This is a genomic window from Alteromonas algae, assembly GCF_049117195.1.
Lineage (GTDB): Bacteria > Pseudomonadota > Gammaproteobacteria > Enterobacterales > Alteromonadaceae > Alteromonas.
In genome coordinates this window covers 1,257,076-1,277,518 of sequence record NZ_CP185260.1, presented here as the reverse complement: position 1 = coordinate 1,277,518, position 20,443 = coordinate 1,257,076, and the positions used below count along the sequence as shown (strand labels likewise).

The 20,443-nt window shown below is 43.9% G+C and carries 12 protein-coding genes; 6 read left to right on the top strand and 6 right to left on the bottom strand.

The features are described from left to right. Positions 1–246 precede the first annotated feature (246 nt). Positions 247–2,313: a hypothetical protein gene (locus ACOJRU_RS05680; protein WP_421134071.1), complete on the bottom strand. Its 2,067-nt coding sequence runs from the start codon at positions 2,311–2,313 to the stop codon at positions 247–249. 155 nt (positions 2,314–2,468) lie between these two features. Next, the gene (gene ffh / locus ACOJRU_RS05675; protein ID WP_421134070.1) at positions 2,469–3,893 is read right to left on the bottom strand and encodes a signal recognition particle protein; all 1,425 of its coding nucleotides are present in this window, start codon (positions 3,891–3,893) and stop codon (positions 2,469–2,471) included. A 248-nt stretch (positions 3,894–4,141) separates the two neighbouring features. Here ffh and ACOJRU_RS05670 point away from each other — a divergent pair, with 248 nt between their 5' ends. Together ACOJRU_RS05670 and ACOJRU_RS05665 are read left to right on the top strand one after the other, a co-directional pair. Next, positions 4,142–4,933, top strand: a complete 792-nt coding sequence (locus ACOJRU_RS05670) for a cytochrome C assembly family protein (protein WP_421134069.1) — start codon at positions 4,142–4,144, stop codon at positions 4,931–4,933. A gap of 124 nt (positions 4,934–5,057) precedes the next feature. Next, on the top strand, positions 5,058–6,350 hold the full coding sequence (locus ACOJRU_RS05665) for an HlyC/CorC family transporter (RefSeq protein WP_421134068.1): 1,293 nt from the start codon (positions 5,058–5,060) through the stop codon (positions 6,348–6,350). On the opposite strand, the gene ACOJRU_RS05660 is transcribed toward ACOJRU_RS05665, so the two are convergent. Both ACOJRU_RS05660 and sixA read right to left on the bottom strand, forming a co-directional pair. Then, the gene (locus tag ACOJRU_RS05660) at positions 6,347–6,535 is read right to left on the bottom strand and encodes a hypothetical protein (RefSeq protein ID WP_421134067.1); all 189 of its coding nucleotides are present in this window, start codon (positions 6,533–6,535) and stop codon (positions 6,347–6,349) included. The two genes, ACOJRU_RS05665 and ACOJRU_RS05660, sit on opposite strands and share 4 nt — an antisense overlap. Before the next feature lie 147 nt (positions 6,536–6,682). Further along, positions 6,683–7,198 carry a phosphohistidine phosphatase SixA gene (gene sixA, locus ACOJRU_RS05655; protein WP_421134066.1) on the bottom strand — a complete coding sequence of 172 codons (516 nt, stop codon included), beginning with the start codon at positions 7,196–7,198 and terminating at the stop codon, positions 6,683–6,685. A gap of 169 nt (positions 7,199–7,367) precedes the next feature. Here sixA and ACOJRU_RS05650 point away from each other — a divergent pair, with 169 nt between their 5' ends. The 3 genes from ACOJRU_RS05650 to ACOJRU_RS05640 all read left to right on the top strand — a co-directional run bounded on the left by ACOJRU_RS05650 (position 7,368) and on the right by ACOJRU_RS05640 (position 15,202). Further along, positions 7,368–10,118, top strand: coding sequence for an insulinase family protein (locus ACOJRU_RS05650; RefSeq protein ID WP_421134065.1), 2,751 nt, complete (start codon positions 7,368–7,370; stop codon positions 10,116–10,118). A 172-nt stretch (positions 10,119–10,290) separates the two neighbouring features. Continuing rightward, on the top strand, positions 10,291–14,838 hold the full coding sequence (locus ACOJRU_RS05645) for an EAL domain-containing protein (RefSeq protein WP_421134064.1): 4,548 nt from the start codon (positions 10,291–10,293) through the stop codon (positions 14,836–14,838). A 196-nt stretch (positions 14,839–15,034) separates the two neighbouring features. After that, positions 15,035–15,202, top strand: a complete 168-nt coding sequence (locus ACOJRU_RS05640; RefSeq protein ID WP_421134063.1) for a hypothetical protein — start codon at positions 15,035–15,037, stop codon at positions 15,200–15,202. A gap of 468 nt (positions 15,203–15,670) precedes the next feature. Here ACOJRU_RS05640 and fadJ read toward each other — a convergent pair whose 3' ends face one another. Both fadJ and fadI read right to left on the bottom strand, forming a co-directional pair. Next, positions 15,671–17,809 carry a fatty acid oxidation complex subunit alpha FadJ gene (fadJ, locus tag ACOJRU_RS05635; RefSeq protein WP_421134728.1) on the bottom strand — a complete coding sequence of 713 codons (2,139 nt, stop codon included), beginning with the start codon at positions 17,807–17,809 and terminating at the stop codon, positions 15,671–15,673. A 19-nt stretch (positions 17,810–17,828) separates the two neighbouring features. Further along, positions 17,829–19,139, bottom strand: a complete 1,311-nt coding sequence (fadI, locus tag ACOJRU_RS05630) for an acetyl-CoA C-acyltransferase FadI (protein ID WP_421134062.1) — start codon at positions 19,137–19,139, stop codon at positions 17,829–17,831. A 347-nt stretch (positions 19,140–19,486) separates the two neighbouring features. On the opposite strand from fadI, the gene ACOJRU_RS05625 reads away from it, so the two are divergent. Then, a complete protein-coding gene (locus ACOJRU_RS05625) occupies positions 19,487–20,443 on the top strand; it encodes an AAA family ATPase (RefSeq protein WP_421134061.1) in 957 nt (318 codons plus the stop codon).

The following is a 20,443-nucleotide window of genomic DNA, read 5'->3' as shown; positions in this document are numbered from 1 at the left end:
TACGGTTCGTGCTTTTAGTTTTTCATTTTTATTTGGTTAAAAGCGTGATTACTGCGCATAAATGCTACTTACCATCTAACGAGCCGGTCAGTGTATTATGAAACGGAAAGTTTGCACAGATTTAGGCGTTGTTGTTGCACAGATAACGCACTATTTAACAAAAATATTGAACGTGAAACGCCTTCATATAAAAAAACGGGGCCGAAGCCCCGTTTCAAATAGTGTGTATCGTATTACCTCATTTAATTAAAATGTGGGTAGCACAGAGACAGATTCTGGAGCAACAAAAGGTGCACTATAGTCAGGGGCGATGTCTCCTGACGGCGAATTAAGAATATTGTCGAAGCGAAGTACTAATCCATTAGACTTCTCTGCTACATAAACATTCCCATTGCTAAGCATTAAATCAACAGGGTTACCAAGCTGAGATAGCGGCCCTGAGATATTGACATCTACATCCGTGATCCCCTCGGCCATTTTAGCGCCTGAAATAACATAAAGTTTTCCATCGCTTGCATCTGCCGCACTGCCTACATCTGATATTACCAAGCTGTCACTTTGGCTATCGTAGTCAATGCCATGAATGTTGGTAGGGGCATTGAATGCCACACCACTGCTCGCAGGCGTGATAAGTCTGTCTTCACCAACTAGTAGACTTTCTCCACTATCAAGACGTCGAAGTACTTCATCAAATACCGCTACCGTTCCGTTGGTGAGCGCGAGAAAAGCACTGTCGGTCACAGGGTCATAGTCGACATCCCATGGCCTCGCATTATTCGACGCTTGTAACGTAAGCATGGGAGCGACATCACCCGAAGCACATGGCGAGAACACGCGAACAGCGGGGGTGTTTTCATTCACATCAGCAACAAAGACGAGACTGTCATCAGAAGACACATCAAGGCCTTTAGGCGCGATAAGCCCCGTATTGTCACCGACAATCATGTGGTCATAACGGTCGCTGTAAGCGTTATTAGCGCGAGGGCCGTTAATACGATTAATGACCAATAGCCCCCCGGTAGCCGTTTCAGGGTTGTCGAATGTGACGACAGCGTCACCATTTGTCATATAAGAAGCACTTTCTATACTCATATTGCTATCAAATGTGCCGCGTTCGCTGCTAAGTAACGCACTGAGTGTTGAAACCTGTCCTGTAGATTCACTGTCGACAGAAGGGTTACTTGATACTGATACCCCTGCTATCGGCTTTATCGTTATACCATCGTCCGACCCATCTATTTTGCTCATTGGTTCTTGATATTGAACGAGTGACTCTGGTTTAACTGATGCCGTTGATAACGTTGGCATTACATCGCCACTTTCTCCGTTAAATATATTGGAGAATACTAGAATAGCATCGTTCGATTTTTCGGCAACGCGCAGATCCGAACCGGTTAACACAATATCGACAGGGTTACCTAACATGGTATTCGTACCGCCAATCTGGCGCGTAGGCACTACGCTCCCGTCAGCGCTCGCCGCACTCTCGATAACGAATAATTGGCCGTCGTCAGCGATAGAAGCATCGCCAACATCTGAAACGATAAGACGGTCAGACATCGGCTCGTAAACAATACCATGCAGGTTAACCGATATTTGATTACCTTCATTATCGGATGGCACAAGAATACGCATTACCGAGGGAGAAAAGTTAGACGCAATTACATCATCATAAACGGCAACAGTGCCATCGGTAAGCGCTACAAACAATCGATCAGCATTCTCATCAAAGGCGACATCCCACGGCTTTGCTGATGTAGCCAGCTCTGTAATAGGTGCTACATCGCCAGCGGCCTGTGAGCCAAACACGCTTATATGTTGCGCGTTAAAATCAGCAACAAAAACAACCCCCGCTTCCTGAGCAAAAGCGATACCTTTAGGGTTGACTAACCCGGTATTCGCGCCCGTTATTTCGTGCCCCGATGTCATCGAATACCCTTCACTACCATTAAATCGGCACAATGAGCGGATGAGTGGCAAATCACTGTCTCCCGCTTGTATCAGCGTTCGACTCTCGGTATAGCTGAGCCCTTCATTTGCGCCTGTAGATACAGTGCCAAGTACATTCGCATTTTGATCGACCGTAGATACTGTGTTTCGATTGCTATCACCATTATTAGCAACGAAGAACGTGGCAGGGTTGAAACTTGGTGCACCATCAACGCCTGGCGCTCCATCTGCACCCGGTGCACCATTTTGACCTGCGACACCGTCAATACCATCTTCTCCATCACATGCACTTAACGCCATCACCATCCCTGCTGCCAACAAAGAAATTTTTAGCTTGTTTTGCGAGGTTTTGTTGTTTTCCATTTCCATCTCCACATTTGGTTTAATTACACTGACGTCAAGACGATGTCGCCATGTTAATAAAGCCAAACGTATGAGGAATAAAACTGGATGCAAAAAACAAAAAAACCTCAATACACGGCGTGCAATTGAGGTTTTTTATTCAATGGGATTGGCTTTTATCGAGGAGGGAAACCGCCACCGCCGAAGCCACCTGGGCCACCAAAACCGCCTGGACCACCCGGGCCGCCTGGACCACCTGGGGGCATCATGCCTTTCATCTGACGCATCATTTTTTTCATGCCGCCGCCAGACATTTTTTTCATCATTTTCTGCATTTGCGTAAATTGTTTTAGCAAACGGTTTACGTCTTGTATTTGTGTTCCAGAACCTGCAGCTATACGGCGCTTTCGCGAGCCTTTTATTGTTTCAGGACGCGCGCGTTCACCAGGTGTCATTGAGTTGATAATAGCTTCCATCTGGTTAAACTGCTTGTCATTGGCCTGATCTTTGATTTTATCAGTCATGTTGCCCATACCAGGAAGCTTATCAAGCATCCCCATCATGCCTCCCATGTTTTTCATTTGCTCAAGCTGGTCTTTAAAGTCCTGAAGGTCGAAGCCTTTTCCTTTCTGTACTTTCTTTGCAAGCTTTTCAGCTTTGCTCTTATCAACTTTACGTTCGACCTCTTCGATAAGGCTGAGAACATCGCCCATCCCCAAAATACGAGATGCAATACGCTCTGGATGAAACGGCTCTAACGCATCAACTTTTTCACCCATACCAATAAACTTAATTGGCTTACCGGTAATATGACGAACAGACAGTGCAGCACCGCCCCTCGCATCCCCATCGGCTTTCGTTAGGATAACGCCGGTAAGAGGGAGTGCGTCATTGAACGCTTTCGCTGTATTTGCAGCATCTTGCCCCGTCATCGCATCGACAACAAACAATGTCTCGATGGGTTTAACGGCTGCGTGAAGATCTTTGATTTCACCCATCATGTCAGTATCGACATGTAAACGCCCCGCCGTATCAACAAGCAGCACATCGAAAAAGCCTTTTTTGGCTTCGTCTATTGCGCTTTCAACAATATCGACTGGGTTTTGCAGGATAGTTGATGGATGAAAAGTAACATTGACTTCTTCTGCAAGCGTTTCAAGCTGCTTTATGGCCGCTGGACGATATACGTCCGCACTGACCACCATGACCTTTTTCTTTTCGCGCTCGGTAAGGTATTTGGCAAGTTTACCCACGGACGTCGTTTTACCCGCCCCTTGCAGACCCGCCATTAAAATGACAGCCGGAGGCTGAGTGGCTAAGTTAAGCTTTTCATTCGCTTCCCCCATAACCGACTCAAGTTCAGACTGAACAATCTTAATGAATACTTGGCCAGGTTTTAGGCTTTTCGTAACTTCTGTTCCCACAGCACGTTCTTTCACTTGTGCTACGAAGGACTTTACAACGGGAAGTGCAACATCGGCCTCTAAAAGCGCCATTCTCACTTCACGCAGTGTTTCTTTTATATTGTCTTCTGTAAGACGCCCTTTACCACTCACATTGCGTAGAGTTTGGCCTAAGCGTTCCGATAAATTCTCAAACATAGTATGAAACTTCTTTTAATTTCAGACGTAATGCGCATAGTGTATCGCAAAAGCAGTAACTAACGTACCATCAAAATAAGTAAATTTTGGCGAAGATTGACTTATACCGTGTAACGACACACTTCACCTTGTATCTATTGATGGGACGTCAAACAAAGTTTTACAAGGTGAGAGTTGAATTTATATCGAACATCAAGTATCAATAGCGCCAGTATGGGTGATTATCACCTCGTGTTGAAGGAACCATCATGAACGTTGTTTTAGCGACTGCGGCTGCCATATTGTATGCATCGGCCGCCGCTGTACTTATTGGTAAATTTGTCCACAATGAAGGGCCTAATCAACGATTGGGGCTTGGCTTGGCCAGTGTTGGCTCGCTTCTTCATATCGCGTTTTTAATAAACGTTATTATTATTGCACCTGGTCAGGATATGAGCGTCACTAATGTCTTATCATTGGTGTCATGGATCATCACATTATCCATGTTGATATTCGCCAGAGCCATTCCTAACCTAATTCTATTGCCCGTGGTATTTGGTTTTACCAGTCTTTCAGTGCTTATGTCGTTACTCATTCCCGTTTCGTACATTATGCACATTGAGTTACAACCTGGGCTCGTTATCCATATTACCTTGTCGTTGTTTGCTTACTGCACACTCGCCATTGCATTTTTATATGCGTTGCAAATGTCTTACATCACTTATCGATTAAAGCAAAAAGGTGCTGCACTCCTTCATTCTTCACTGCCACCTCTTATGTTAGTTGAAGGAATACTTTTCAAATTAATCTTGGCTGGTACATGTTTACTCAGCGTTGCGCTTATTAGCGGTTTTGTTTTTCTCGACGACATGTTTAGCAAAGCATACGCCCATAAAACGATACTATCCGGGACGGCGCTTGTTGTTTTTCTAGTGCTGCTTATCGGACAAAAACTGAGAGGCTGGAGGGGAAAACAAGTTACGGCGCTTACGGTAATAGGTGTAATGTTACTTTCACTCGCTTATTTTGGCAGTAAGTTAGTGCGAGAAATTTTACTTTAACCTAGCGCAATACGTTATCTTCGTGCGACGTTTTGTGAAACAATGCACACAATACGTTTTTCTGCTTGAAAGCCTTCAGTCAACTTTATACATTTGAAGACTACTAACAAATAGGGTTCCTTACTTGGACGACATATCAACGAGTACGCTGTTTATCGCGCTCGGCGTACTCATTTTACTTTCTGCGTATTTCTCTAGCTCTGAAACTGGCATGATGTCGATTAACCGATATCGTCTCAAACACTTGCAAAGTGAAGGCAACAAAGCCGCAAAGCGTGTTCAAAAGCTTCTTGACCGTCCAGACCGTCTTATTGGCCTCATTCTGATTGGCAATAACCTCGTTAATATTGCCGCATCATCGCTTGCAACAATAATCTGTATTCGCTTATTTGGAGACTATTGGGGGCTATTTGCCGCTACGTTTGGGCTTACGCTTGTACTTCTCATTTTTGCTGAGGTTACGCCGAAAACCCTTGCCGCATTGTACCCTGAGAAAATAGCTTTCCCGAGCTCTGTTATTCTTCTTCCCTTGCTGACGTTAATGTACCCGTTTGTCGCATTTATTAACGGTATTACCAACGGCATTTTAGCGCTTCTTAGGATAAACCCTGTTAATGGTAACGATGACTCATTAAGTCGTGAAGAATTGCGCACCGTCGTGTATGAGGCAGGCAGCCTTATTCCTAAAAAGCACCAAGATATGCTGGTGAGCATTCTAGATTTAGAAAATGTGACTGCTGAAGATATTATGGTGTCACGGGTCGATATTGTCGCTATTGATATCAACGATGATTGGAAGAAAATTCAAAAACAGCTCACCCATTCACAGCACACCCGCGTTTTATTATTCAGAGACAGTATTGATGATGCGGTGGGCTTTGTGCATGTGCGCGATGCCTTACGCTTGTTGTCAAAAGACCAGTTCACCAAGTCGAGTTTGTTAAGGGCGGTAAGAGAAATTTACTATACTCCCGAATCTACGCCGCTCCATACTTTGATGTACAAATTCCAAGCAGAGAAAGAGCGGATTGCGCTTGTTGTGGATGAATATGGCGACATTATGGGGTTGGTCACACTTGAAGACATCTTAGAAGAAATTATCGGTGACTTCACAACCAGCATGCTACCTGATCACAGTAAAGAAGCGCATACGCAACAAGATGGCTCTGTGCTTGTTGACGGCAGTGCGAACGTGCGAGAACTAAACAAAGAAATGGATTGGCAACTGCCTACAGAGGGGCCAAAAACGCTTAACGGGTTGCTGCTAGAGTATTTGGAAGAAATTCCTGAGAATAAAGTGAGTGTTCGCTTGGCCGGTTATCCGTTAGAAATTGTAGACATAAACGAAAATATGATTAAAACCGTTAGGGTGATGCCAGAGTATTACATTCCCCCTAGAAACAGCCTTTCAGACTAAACATTTTTTGCTGCTTTACGCGCACGCATTACCATTGCTTGCGCTTTAGCCGCCGCCACCTTATCAGACAAGGTGGATAGCTTGGTAATAATGTCCTTCAACTCCTCATCATCCTGCAAATCGGCCTCCGCCATGTGTGATTGCAGTGAATGTTTAAGGAGTTCAGGGATAGATTTGGTCGTCATTCCCGCTTCTCTCAGCATAAATTGTTGGCACTCTCAATATTCTATCGGCCACCACAACAACTTCTAAAGTAAAAAAAGCAAAATACCGAGCAAAAAACAAGCGCAAGTAGCAACTAACGCTACAAGTACGGGATATAAGAGCGAGCTTTACACACTCTGGTAATGATGAACGAGCATACCTTTGTCTGTTTTTGGTGAGTACTTGATGACTGCTATTGATGCCGTTGAGAACAGGCTTGTCGTGTATGAATCACACAGCGCGTCAACCAGATAGCTAACAAACGGCATGTGGCTGACAACAAGCATGCTTTTGATGGGATTGCTCGTGTTGATTGCGCTGTGAATACGCGCCGCCACATAATCGTTAACGAGCGTCGCAGAACCGTTGGGAACAATATCGTTATTTTCTTCAACTTTTGTGGAGGTAAGCGTACGAAGCATAATCTCGCTACTTTGCATTGCTCGCTTGTAAGGGCTAACCAACGTAAGATCGACTTTCTTAGACGAGCAATAATGGTTGACTAACCACTCACTGGCCTCAACACACTGCTGCTGCCCCACGTGCGTTAAACGCCTGCTTCTATCATCCCGTATTGGCTGTTCCGCCTCTCCATGACGCATAACAAAAATTAAGATGTCATTGTTGCTACTTTGACCAGACATAACATTACGCATAGTATGAAATTCTATAACGCAAAGATAGCAGAGTGGTACGCTATCGCCTATACAAAAAATGATATTGTTAGCAATAACTCTTGGTTATTTAACAATAAATGCTGCAGTGGTCTATAGTGAAGGCATAACATATCAGACGGAAAGATAAGAGCGAACATTGAATATCGACATAGCGGTTGAAGAAGCACATTTCATTACGTTACCAAACGGTCTGCGAGCAATGCTATGTCATCAGCCCGACCTGACTACATCTTATATTTCTATGTCCGTTCGAGCAGGGCATTTCTATGACCCTGATACATGCCCTGGGCTCTCCCATTTGCTCGAGCATATGTTGTTCATGGGAAGCCGCCATTTCTCGGCCCCAAACGCAATTAACGATTTTATAGAGCAGTATGGAGGTTCAATCAATGCGTGGACAGGCACCGAATACACAAACTTTCACTATCAGTGTGATGGTACTGCGATAAACCAAACATTACCCGCTTTTGCCGATATGCTCCGGCAACCCGTTCTCGATGAGACGGCGATCGCTAATGAAATAAAGTCGATTGATGCAGAGTATAAATTTAAAAAACGGGATGACTTAAGACGGCTCTACCAGATACACAAAGAAACATGTAACCCAGCCCACCCTTTTTCCAAATTTTCGGTAGGGAACGCGGCTGTCTTTTCTGAGCATAGCGTGCCCTATTTGCGCGAAACATTAAGGGCCTTTCATACCAGCTATTACTGCGCACAAAACATGTGTTTGTGTATTGCCAGCCCGGTCCCTGTTAAACAGCTGGAAGCGATAGTAACGCAAAGCTTTAGTAAGCTTTCGCAAGGGCAACTTGCAAACGATACGTGGCCGCCGCTTTACGAAAAAGCGCAATTTGGCATCAAAATCAATATCAAACCACTACAAACGGCCCGAAGATTAATTGTCACATTTGCGCTTCCAGCAATTCATAACGATATAAAAACCAAGCCACTTAACTATATTAGTCACTTGCTTGGCGATGAAGGCGAAGGCAGTTTACTTGCCTACCTTAAAGATAAAAACTGGGCAATGAACCTTATTGCAGGCTCTGGTATTGAAGGTGATCACTTCAAAGATTTTAATATTAGTTTCCAGCTAACAAAAAGCGGTATGGAACACACCGATGAAATACTGCATGCCCTCTTCTCTTATGTTGAACTTATTAAAAATTCAATTAGTGACCCGTGGCGGTTTAAAGAGAAAGCCCAATTAACGTCGCTGGCGATGGCCCATGAGGAAAATATTAAGCCCCTCAACCTTATCTGTGAATACGCACAAGCCCAATTCTTGTATAGCCCAGATGATATTCGCCTAATACGAAAAACAGCAGGAGAATATAATCAGGAAACGTTAAATCATGCCATTAGCTTTTTTACGCCAGACTATTTACGCGTCAAAATAATATCTCCTGACAGTGCAACGACCAAAGCTTGTGCGTTTTATGATGCAGAGTATAGCGTCGAACAAATGGACAATAACCTTTTATCGTCACTTGCGGTGCCACAACCCATGATCGCTTTAGAATTACCTCCCCCTAACCCCTATATCGCTGAGCAGAATAACCTTGTTATGCCAGAGCAAGGTTGCGACCTGCCTCAGAAAGTCATGTCTGCAAATGGGGTTAACGTCTGGTTCGCGCAAGACCAGCAGTTTTACTCACCTAAGGGCGATATTTACGTATCGTTTGACTGCGTTTCATTCTCAGACTCTCTTGAAGCAGTTGCGGCGAAGCGAATATGGCTTAGCGCATTAAACGACCATTTACAGGCTAAATACTACCGTGCTGAGATAGCAGGGTTACACTACCGCATTTACGGCCACCAAGCGGGCTTCACCATTCATACGCGTGGTTTTGCCAATCAACAACCTTTATTGTTACAGCAACTCTTAGACGCCGTATTTGAATATGTGCCAACAGCATCTTGTTTCGAACATTACCGGCAAATTCAAGAACAAAACCTACAAAATGCGTTAATGAATAAACCAACCAACAGGCTTTTCTCTCGACTCAGCGTGTTGATACAGCAAAATACCCAAGCGCCTGTTGAGTTGCTAGATGCTACACGTGAAGTCTCATTCAACACCATGTGTCGCCTTCGAGATATTTCGTTAAATAATTACTTTATTGAATCATTCATACATGGCAACTGGTCTTACAAAGATGCAAATGATATTGCCAGTATGCTCTCGACGACCTGCTCAAAGAGCAATGGCGCACCACTATCAAGGGCGGTATGTAAATTACCGACAAAGCGCACACTATTTCATCAGGTAGACTGTAACCATGACGATGCTGCGGTCGTGCTTTACCTTCAAGCGCCCTCGCAGTCTGTTGAAGAGATAGCGCAGTGCATGGTATTGGAACAAATGTTAGCGGCGCCTTTTTTTAACGCATTAAGAACCGAACAACAACTTGGCTATGTGGTAGGAACAGGTTATGTGCCCCATAATCAGCATCCCGGTATTGCGTTCTACGTTCAAAGTCCGGACTATGGCCCAACGGCTATTATTGAATCAATTACAACCTTTCTTTTCCAACAACTAGAAGAAATCGATTTCTATCGTTTTTACTGGCCTACGATACAAAAAAACTTGTTAAAACAGTTAGAAGAGCGCGACCTGACATTGTCGATGAAGTCACAGCGGCTATGGGTGAGCCTAGGCACGCACGATCTGGCTTTTGATAGAAATATAAAGCTAGCTGAGTGCATTGCCTCGTTAACGTTTGAACGCATTCAAGAATATGCGCATGCCTTTGCTGAACGCACACACTGCGGTGAATTAATACTTTACTCAACAGGGAAACACGAGCCAGTTTCGTCCTCTGATGAGCAAACCATTACCAGTATTTCTGAGTTTAAACGTAAGGCCTCTTACTTTGCATAATGATATGTATAAACATACGGCATGATGCTCAACATTTAACCCATCACTACACTATCGCCAAAAATTCCTTGTAGAGCCTTCTATTATTCGGCATATTTGATGTAAGAACGATATGTCATTGCGTCGTTAAAACATAAATTATAATAAAAGGCGACACGCCAAAGGTGTTTAGGTGCGCAAAACCCTAACAAATTCAGTGCTTTTTGTTTGGCTTATTTCAGTTGGATTATTATTTTCTACTGCCAAAGCCATTGAAGTATCTGATCTACATTTTACCGAGTTAAATAAACGGCAAGGTTTATCCGACACAACTGTTTTGGATGTAGTCGAAGATGGCGCAGGTTATATTTGGCTAGCGACCTCGAACGGACTAAATCGGTATTCTGGCTATGATATGAAGCAGTATCATCCGTCAGATGTAGATACATCATCGTTACCTTCAGGCTATATTCAACAGCTATTTATAGACTCTACTGATACCTTATGGGTTGCTACTCAAGAAGGCCTAGCTCAATACCTTCCAGAAACCGATAATTTTAGGGTGTTTGACAAAAACAATTCCGCAATACAAACAAGCTTCATCACCGCAATCAGTGAATCGACTGACGGCGATATTTTATTTGCTGACATGCAGTATCTGTACAAGGTAGATAAAAACACCCTCGACATTTCAGTCATTACTGAAGTCTTTGCTAAAAAAACCTTTTTTAAAACAATCGTCGATGAGCCAAACAGAACGTGGATAGGGTCCCATGAATTTGGCGCAAAAATGTATAATAAATCTGATGGTAAATTATACGATTTGAGTAAAGTGAATCCATGGGGTATCGTTTTGAGCGTAAGCTCCCTTCATGGTATTAAAATCATTGATAACAATTATTGGCTCGCCACTAATGAAGGGATAAAAGTGATTTCTGCTTCAGGAGAAACTCTGAGAGAAATCAATGGTGACGACTTGGGTGTTACTGACGAGTTAAATATACTTAGTGTGCAAGTGGTCGAAGACAACATCTGGGTGGGTTCAACTTCAGGATTATTTGTCCTTAATAACTCAACAGAAAGCGATATTCTAAGCAACTCCGATATTGACTACGTACATCTCAACTCAGAAACCTTCGATGCAACCGGCCTACCCACCGCAATAGTAATAAAAATTATCCAAGACAGAACGGGGGTTGTGTGGGCTGCTACCTTCAAGCAAGGGGCATTTAGGTACCACGCTGAATACGCTAGCCTTCATTTTCAACCTATCTATAAATCTGACAGAAAATCGCCTGATAATTTCTCTACCATCTGGGCAATTGCACAAAAAGATAGCGACGATATCTACCTAGCCGCCCAAGAACAAGGTATAGGAAAAGTCAAAGACGACACAAATGATATCGCTTTTTATGATAAGCAGGGTGAGCCTACCTATTATTGGGACTTAAAAATAGATACTTATGGAACACTTTGGGCTGGGACATCAAAGGGTTTGCTAGTTTATGAGGAGGATAAAAACGGCCTCGTACTTAAAGACACACTTTTTGATGGAAATGAGATTGATTATGTCCATATAGATACAAAATATATTTGGGTATGGGTGAAGTCACAGGGGCCTCGCGGTGTTGAAATATCGTCGTTTCACAACCCAAACTCAGAAACTGAAATTATTGACATTACGCCTGAAGTTATTTCAGAAACATTGCGGCCTATATTTACGGATAGCAGTCAGCGTCTTTGGTTACAGAACGATGATGGAATCACGATTTATTCCCTTAGTAAAAATAGTATTGTTTCTACTATTGGCCCCTCATCAGGCATAAACTCTGTTGTTTACGGTATTTATGAAACCGCAGACGCTTTTTGGCTTACAACCCGCTCTGACGGCGTTCTAATGATCGAAAAGCCAACACTTCAGGTAGTTAAGAAACAACAGCGAGATAGCGACAATGGCTTTATTATCTCTACTGTCGGCCTGGGCAATAGCATTTGGTATGCCGACGCCAAAGGCGTGCATCAGATACATTTGCCCTCCCTCAAAGAAGAAACTTTTATACCTAACGATGAACTTAACTATAACTCGTTAGGAGAAGGTGCCGCTTTCGCGTCATCAGACAACATTATTTATTTTGGTGGCAATAAAGGGTTCAATAAGATATCTCCCGTTTCCACTAATACTAGTAATAGCACTCAGACCCTTGCACCCGAGCTTTCGCAGTTTAATATTTTTGGCGCATCGAAAGAGATTAAGGAAAGTAGTGTAGATACATCCTCTGTAAATGATGAAAGTAGCTACACAAAAAAGAACATTATCTACAAGAATAATATTGCTCTTTTATATGATGAATCTCGCTTCAGCATCGCTTTTGAGTTGGTCAACCCAGTTTACCCTAAGCAAGTGCTATATCGCTATCGGTTTAGCGGTTTTGGTAACGACTGGTTTTATAACGGCACGAAAAAAGAAGCTGAGTTCAATAATATATCCTTTGGTCAATACACGTTCGAAGTGCAAGCGAGAGAACCGGGTAAAACTTGGTCTACAAGCCGCGTATTAAATATAAACGTTGATCGCCCACCGTGGCTTCACACCGTAGCGCTTATCTTTTATGCATTACTGGCTGCCGTCTTTTTAGCATTTGTAATTCGCCAATATCAAATTCGAGCAGCTAATCAACTTGCAATACAAGAGTCAGAAGAGCGATTAAAACTTACGTTATGGAGCTCTGGTGACGAATTATGGGATTGGGATGTATATAAAGGCCAGGTATATCGGGCCAATACATGGGGGGTACTAGACTTCCCTCAGGATGACATACGCACCACAGGCGCATACGATGCCAATATTCACCCCAATGATATCGAACGTGTTCGTGCATCTTTACGAGAACATTTAGAGGGTAAAAGCGACTTTTACGAGCTAACGTATCGCGCAAAAACATTTAAAAACCAATGGATATGGATTTTAGACCGAGGCAAAGTTGTAGAGCGCGATCACAATCAGCAACCGGTACGCATGACCGGTACCCTTAAAAACATTCACCATCTTAAAGAGGCTGAAGAGCAGTTGAACCTGTTTAAACGGTCTATCGAAAATATTTCTGAAGGGGTATTTATTACAAATACCCAGTTTAAATTTATATCGGTTAACAACGCATATTGTGGGTATACCGGCGAAACCCGTGCGCAATCGCTGGCAAGCTACATGCATTTCCATTTATACCCAGAAGCCTTTACCGAAGAGATCAAAAAAACCCTTAAAGCGAAAGGCAATTGGTCTGGTGAAGTTGAATCGGTCCGCGTTAATGGAGAGCGCTATGAAATGGAGCTTAATATTGACGCCGTGCACGATGACGATGGAAAAATAAGCCATTTTGTAGGTGTTTTCAGTGACATTACTTCTCGTAAAAGTACTGAGAAAGAATTGCTGAAACTGGCGAATACCGACCCGCTTACCGAACTGCCTAACCGTTCTTTTTTCCAAGCCAGTCACCAAAACTTGGTGCGCAAAGCATCGCCGCATACGCTGTTGTGCTTGGACATGGATAACTTTAAAAAGATTAACGACTCACTAGGCCACCAAACCGGCGACATTTTAATTAAACAAATTGCAAAACGGTTGCAACGTATCACTGGAAAAAGTGCCACCTGCTACCGTTTAGGCGGCGATGAATTTAGTGTATTGATGGAAGACAGTGCTGATGTCCACACCGTTACGCATTATGCTCAAAGTGTGCTCGATACGTTATCTCGGCCTTTTATTATCAACAAACAAGAGTTTGTACTGGGCGCCAGTGTGGGCATTGCCTTTTTCCCTGCCGACGGCACCACGCCGCAAGAAATGCTCAAAAACGCCGACACAGCCATGTACTTTGCTAAGAATAATGGCGGCAATAGCTACCAGTTCTTTAGTGGGGAAATGAACCAGCATGCGGTGCGCCAATTGCAAATAGAGAACCTTATAAGACAGGGGATAAAAGACGACTTATTTACAGTGTACTACCAACCCAAGGTAGATATTGCATCAGGTAAACTCGTTAGCATGGAAGCGCTAGTACGTTTTGAGCACCCGCAAAAGGGCATTGTAAGCCCTGGGCAATTTATTCCGCTAGCAGAGCAAACGGGCCAAATCATTGAAATTGGCGAACAGGTATTACGTAAAGCATGCGCCGATACTAAACGTTGGGTATCACAGGGCTTGTTCAGTGGTCGCGTGGCTGTCAATATATCGGCTAAACAGTTTGAACTGCCAGACCTTGACGACCGAATAAATCAAGTACTCAGTGAAGTGGGTCTGTCGCCGTTGCATTTAGAGTGTGAGATTACAGAAGGCACCCTAATGGAAAATCCTGAGAATGGCTTACAAATGATGAGCCGTTTAAGAGAGCGAGGCATTCACTTAGCGCTCGATGACTTCGGAACGGGGTATTCCTCCCTAGCCTATTTAAAACGCTTCCCTCTCAATACCCTTAAAATTGATAAGGCATTCATTGACGACATCGCCAAAAGCAGTGTGGACAGGCATATGGCCGCTGCTATCATTAATATTGCGCACAATCTGGGCCTTAAGGTTGTAGCAGAAGGTGTTGAAGAAGAGGATCAGCTGGATATTTTACGTCGCTACGACTGTGAAATGTTACAAGGCTTCCTTTATAGTCGCCCACTAAGCGCTGAACGCTTTGAAAAACTGTTAACTGAAAACCAACAGCTACATAATTTGCTTGGCCATTCAAATATTTGACACCATCCTTAGGCTAATAGACTTAAGGCTAATTCAAACGTCAAAAACCCATCACACACAAATAAAAACGAATAAAAACCAACGAAATCAACAACTTAAAAAGTTGGCATAAGATTAGCAACAACCTCTATGTCGATGACATCCTTTTTCATCGGCTTTGTTTGTTCGTTCAATAATAAAAATAGAGGTTTTACACATGTTAAAAGAGTATGCTGTTGCATTAGTACTATCTACCGCTACCCCTGTTGCTGCTGATAAGCAAGACGGTGCTAATCAAACTCCTAAAAAACAAAACGAGACTGTAACCCAGCCTCAAACTATTAAACCGACCACTGGCGGTGGCGGTTATGGTGTTGGCTTCTAATAGCCGAAAAGAATTCTTCGAAAGAGAGTGTATACTCTCTTTTTTTTTGTGTGAGGATAGCCGCAGTTACAAGCGTAAAGATATTGTGTATGCGTAGTTTACGCACTAATATAAAGATTATTAAAACCCACTGCGTTTCGCCACTGAATATGACGCGAGATGGCAAACATCGGCATTAAAAGCGGCCCGAGTACTAAACCACCAAACGCCCACGTTTTAGCATTCATTCCCCACTTGAAAGCTTCCACATAAAAAAATACGCAGCTTAGTAGACTTAAAAGAAGAACAGCTATCATACGCACTCCCAACGTGTATTGACCAATGCATTTATCAATCATTATGTACAATGCATTACGGATGAATTTTCGACAGCGAAGTTTAATGAAATATGCTTACAAAACCAGCACTTTTTAGCGTTTGGCATAAAAAAACCAGGCAAAGCCTGGTTTTTTACACTTTGTTTACTTTTTAGTAAAACGTTTGATCATTCTCAGCCATCGTTACCAATATATCGGCCGGGGTGAACTTATCACCAACAACGGTTGCAAAGTGATTGAGACGCTCAACGATCTGTTTAATACCTACCGTATCCATATAACGGAAAGGCCCACCTAAGAAAGGCGGGAAACCAATACCAAATATGGCACCAATATCGCCGTCTCTGGCGTTTCTTATTACGCCCTCGTCTAGACAACGTGCAGCTTCGTTAAGCATCATAAGAACACAGCGCTCAGCCACTTCTTTTTCGCTCAAGCTTGACGATGGAGTAAGTCCAAGCAGCGAGTAGATAGTCTCGTCTACTTCTTTGCCCGGTTTTTTGCCTTCGTACTTGTAGAAGCCTTTTTGGTTCTTCTTACCTTTACGACCATCTGCTAATACTTTGTCAAACGCAGACGGCGCAGTGAATCGCTCTCCAAACGCCTCTACAAGGAAAGGAATGATCTTAGTACCGACATCTATACCTACTTCATCCAAAAGCTTCACAGGGCCTACAGGGAAACCAAATTTAACTAACGACTTATCGATATGTTCGATAGGCTCGCCATCCAGAATGAGGTTTGCGGCTTCGTTCATGTAGGGCGCTAAAATACGGTTTACGTAAAAACCTGCACCATCTTTAACAACAACCGGCGTTTTCCCTTGCTTCTTAGCAAATTCAACCGTAGATGAAATAACTTCTTCAGATGTCTTATCGTGAGCAATAACCTCAGCTAGCGGCATCTTATCTACTGGAGAGAAATAGTGAAGGCCAATGACATTCTCTGGACGTGCGGCTTTTTCCGCTATCTGAGTAATTGGAATTGACGACGTGTTTGAAGCAAAAATTGTACTTTCTTTACAATTTTCTTCTACATCTGCAACCATCTTTTGCTTGAGGTCAAGATCTTCAAATACTGCTTCGACAACAATATCCATGTCTTGATAACCACTATAATCAAGTGTACCCGTTAATAACGCCAGTTGCTTTTGCATTTCGCTGTTGCGAATGAAACGTTTCTTAACCTTTTTGTTCAAAATGTCGTAACTGTATTTCATTGCATTGGCAATGCCTTCGGCACGCACGTCTTTTATGCGCACAGGAACGCTAGCTTTGGTTGAGGTAACAAATGCGATACCGCCCCCCATCAAGCCACCACCAAGCACACCTACCTTGTTCATTTTTTGAGGCTTCACGCCTTCAACGCCGTTTTCTTTTTTCATTTCAGTCGTTGCAAAGAAAATTTGACGCAACTGGAATGATTCCGGTGTCATAACAAGCTTACCAAACGCTTGTGCCTCAGCGCGCAAGCCCGCTTCCATACCTTCGCTCATGCCGGTTTCGATAACATCGATAATATAGCCAGGAGACGGATAATTACCTTTTGTTTTAGCAAACGTTGCTTCACGCGCTTTTTTGAACAGCATTGAGCGACCAGGCCCCGTCGTCTCAAGGACCTTGTTCATCATGCCCTTTTGCGGCGATTCACGTTCAGGTTTGCGTTTCAACGCAAATTGTTCAGCCACATCTAACAACACGCTGTGAGGGACAACCTCATCAACAATGCCATATTTTTTCGCTTGCTTTGCGCGCGCTGGCGCACCGGTAAGCATCATCTTCATGGCTTGTTGAATACCAATGAGTCGCGGTAAACGTTGCGTGCCACCGCTGCCCGGAAGTAAACCAAGTTGTACTTCAGGAAGACCAACTTGCGTTGATGCTGAGTCAGTACAGACACGGTAATGACAGGCCAAGGCTAATTCAAAACCACCGCCCAGTGCAGGTCCGTGGATAGCAGCAACAAACGTCGCTTTCATTTTTTCAATTCGATCGAAGATGGCTTGGCCACCCGCCGCTATTGTAGTGGCATCCTCTGCGGTTCTACATGCAGCAAGCATTGTGATGTCTGCACCGGCAACAAACGAGTTCGACTTACCGCTTGTCAGCACAACACCTTTAATGCTGCTATCACTTTCGATATCGTCGAGCATGGCTGAGATCTCATCACCAAACTCGGCCTTTAGCGTATTCATTGTCTCACCGGGCACATCCATAGTTAAAATGGCGATGCCGTTATCTTGTTTCGTGAGCGTGAATGCGCCAGACGCTTCCTGTGTGTCGTTTGTCATTGGGGTATCCTGACTCATATTATTCTGTCTCCACTATCATTGCTGCACCTAGACCACCAGCAGCACACGCCGTAAGAAGCCCAGTACCACCGCCACGACGGTTAAGTTCGTTTAACATTTGGGTAATCATTCGGGTACCCGTTGCTGCAAATGGATGTCCATAAGCGATAGAGCTACCCATTACATTAAATTTGTCCATGTCGATTTCGCCAGTCGCTTTATCTCGACCTAGCTTCTCTTTGGCAAACTTGTCGCTTGCAAACATTTTAACGTTTGCAAGGGTTTGTGCAGCAAACGCTTCATGCATTTCGATAAGCGTAAGGTCATTTAACGTCATACCCGCACGGTCAAGGGCGATAGGCGTCGCGTAAGACGGCCCCATAAGCATGTCTTCCCACACGTCTATTGCAGAAAATGCCCAGCTTTTTATGTAACCTAATGGCGTATATCCAAGTTCTTTAGCACGGCTTTCGGTCATCATAAGTATTGCTGACGCACCGTCAGTCAAAGGGGTCGCATTCGCGGCCGTTACCGAGCCATACTTTTTGTCAAATACAGGGCGTAATTTTGCGTACCCTTCAAGGGTTGAATTAAAGCGTACGTTATTGTCTCGCTCCAGTGCGCCTTTATAAGGTTCAGCATAGGCTGTCATCACTTCGCTAGAAAGCTTACCCGCTTCCCAACTTTCTGCCGCAAGGCTATGCGAGCGATGAGCTAGTTTGTCTTGTTCTTCGCGAGAGATGCCATGTGTTTTTGCCATCTGCTCGGCAGTTTGTCCCATCGATAAGCCTGACGAATACTCAGCTACCGCTGGCGGAACTGGCGCAAGATCTTTAAGGCTTAAACGCTTAAAGATATTGAGTTTCTGACTAAGTGTTTTCGTCTTCTGCAAATCAACCAAGGCACGTGCTAGGTTTTTAGACACACCAATTGGCGATACTGAAGTTGAGTCTGCGCCACCCGCAATACCCACGTGTACCGTTCCACCCATCATGCTTTCGGCGATATTTACGGTAGATTGAAAACTGGTTGCGCACGCTCGAGAGACACTGTAGGCGTCAGTATGTACATTCATGCCAGTACCTAGCACGATCTCACGCGCAATGTTTGGCGCCTCAGGCATCTGTACAACTTGCCCATAAACGACTTGGTCTACCCATTCTTTTTGAACACCATGGCGAACGAGAAGTTCGTTCACGACCATCTTACCCAAATCAACAGCGGGAACACCGTGGAAATATGTCGCCATTTTCGCAAATGGAGTACGTAACCCCGCGACAACAGCGATGCGATCACCCTGTCGGGTAGTAACTGATTGTTTTGTAGCCATAATGCACCTAAATAAATGACCCCGACATGCTAAAAACATAGCAGCACATCAAGTGGTCTGACCTGTGATAAACCCGATTTTTACAAACTATGAACAAAATAGCAAATAATCACGATACATGAGTGATTTTTCGGTAACACATTGTGTAGACACAATCGACAACGCCGCTCTTTGACATTTTCTATATTGTTTAACACAAAATTGCCCCAATCTAATGACTTGAATATCGTTTGAATGAACCTTATATGGAAACCGTAGTCTGTTTTGTGTCAATCTGTTTGATAAATAGAAGTCTGAATACACAAGACATTTCCTGACAACTAGAATTTCAATGGGAATTTTACATTATGGCAGCAGAGCAGTTTCAACAATTGCATGCATATTTGAATCAGCAAATTATTGGTCAAAGTGCGTTAACGAAAAGCCTTCTTATCGCGTTACTCGCAGACGGTCACTTGTTGGTTGAAGGCCCACCTGGGCTAGCGAAAACACGTGCCATCAATTCACTCGCCAATGGTGTTGATGGTGATTTTCATCGTGTTCAGTTTACACCAGATTTGCTGCCTGCCGACCTTACTGGTACGGATATTTATCGCCCAGAAACTGGCGAGTTCGTATTTCAAAAAGGTCCGTTATTCCATAACCTTGTATTGGCAGATGAAATAAATAGGGCGCCGGCGAAAGTACAATCGGCTTTGTTAGAAGCGATGGCAGAACGTCAAATTACCGTGGGAAGTAAAACGTACCCTTTGCCTCCACTGTTTTTAGTCATGGCGACACAAAATCCGCTTGAGCAGGAAGGTACCTATCCGCTACCTGAGGCGCAATTAGACAGATTCTTAATGCACGTCGATATTGACTACCCTGGCGCAGAAACAGAATTAGAAATCCTTCGTCTTACGCGAGGCGAAGCACTGTCAGAGCCGCCAATTACTCCGCCTACACTGACACAAGACGACATATTTACTTCGCGAAAAGAAGCGCTTTCTCTTTACATGGCACCGGAACTTGAGACCTACCTCGTTCAACTTATTATGGCTACTCGACAGCCAGCACAGTTTGACAGCGAGTTGGCGCAATGGATAGCGATGGGTACAAGCCCAAGAGCGACAATTAGCTTAGATAGATGCTCGCGAGCGCACGCATGGCTAAGCGGTCGAGACTTTGTCGGCCCTGATGACATTCAAGCGGTGGTGCATAATGTGCTTCGTCATCGTATTATTCTGTCTTATCAGGCGGAAGCCGAAGGCGTGACGGTAAATGATGTGCTTGATAAGATTGTTGCCACTGTAGCTGTGCCATAA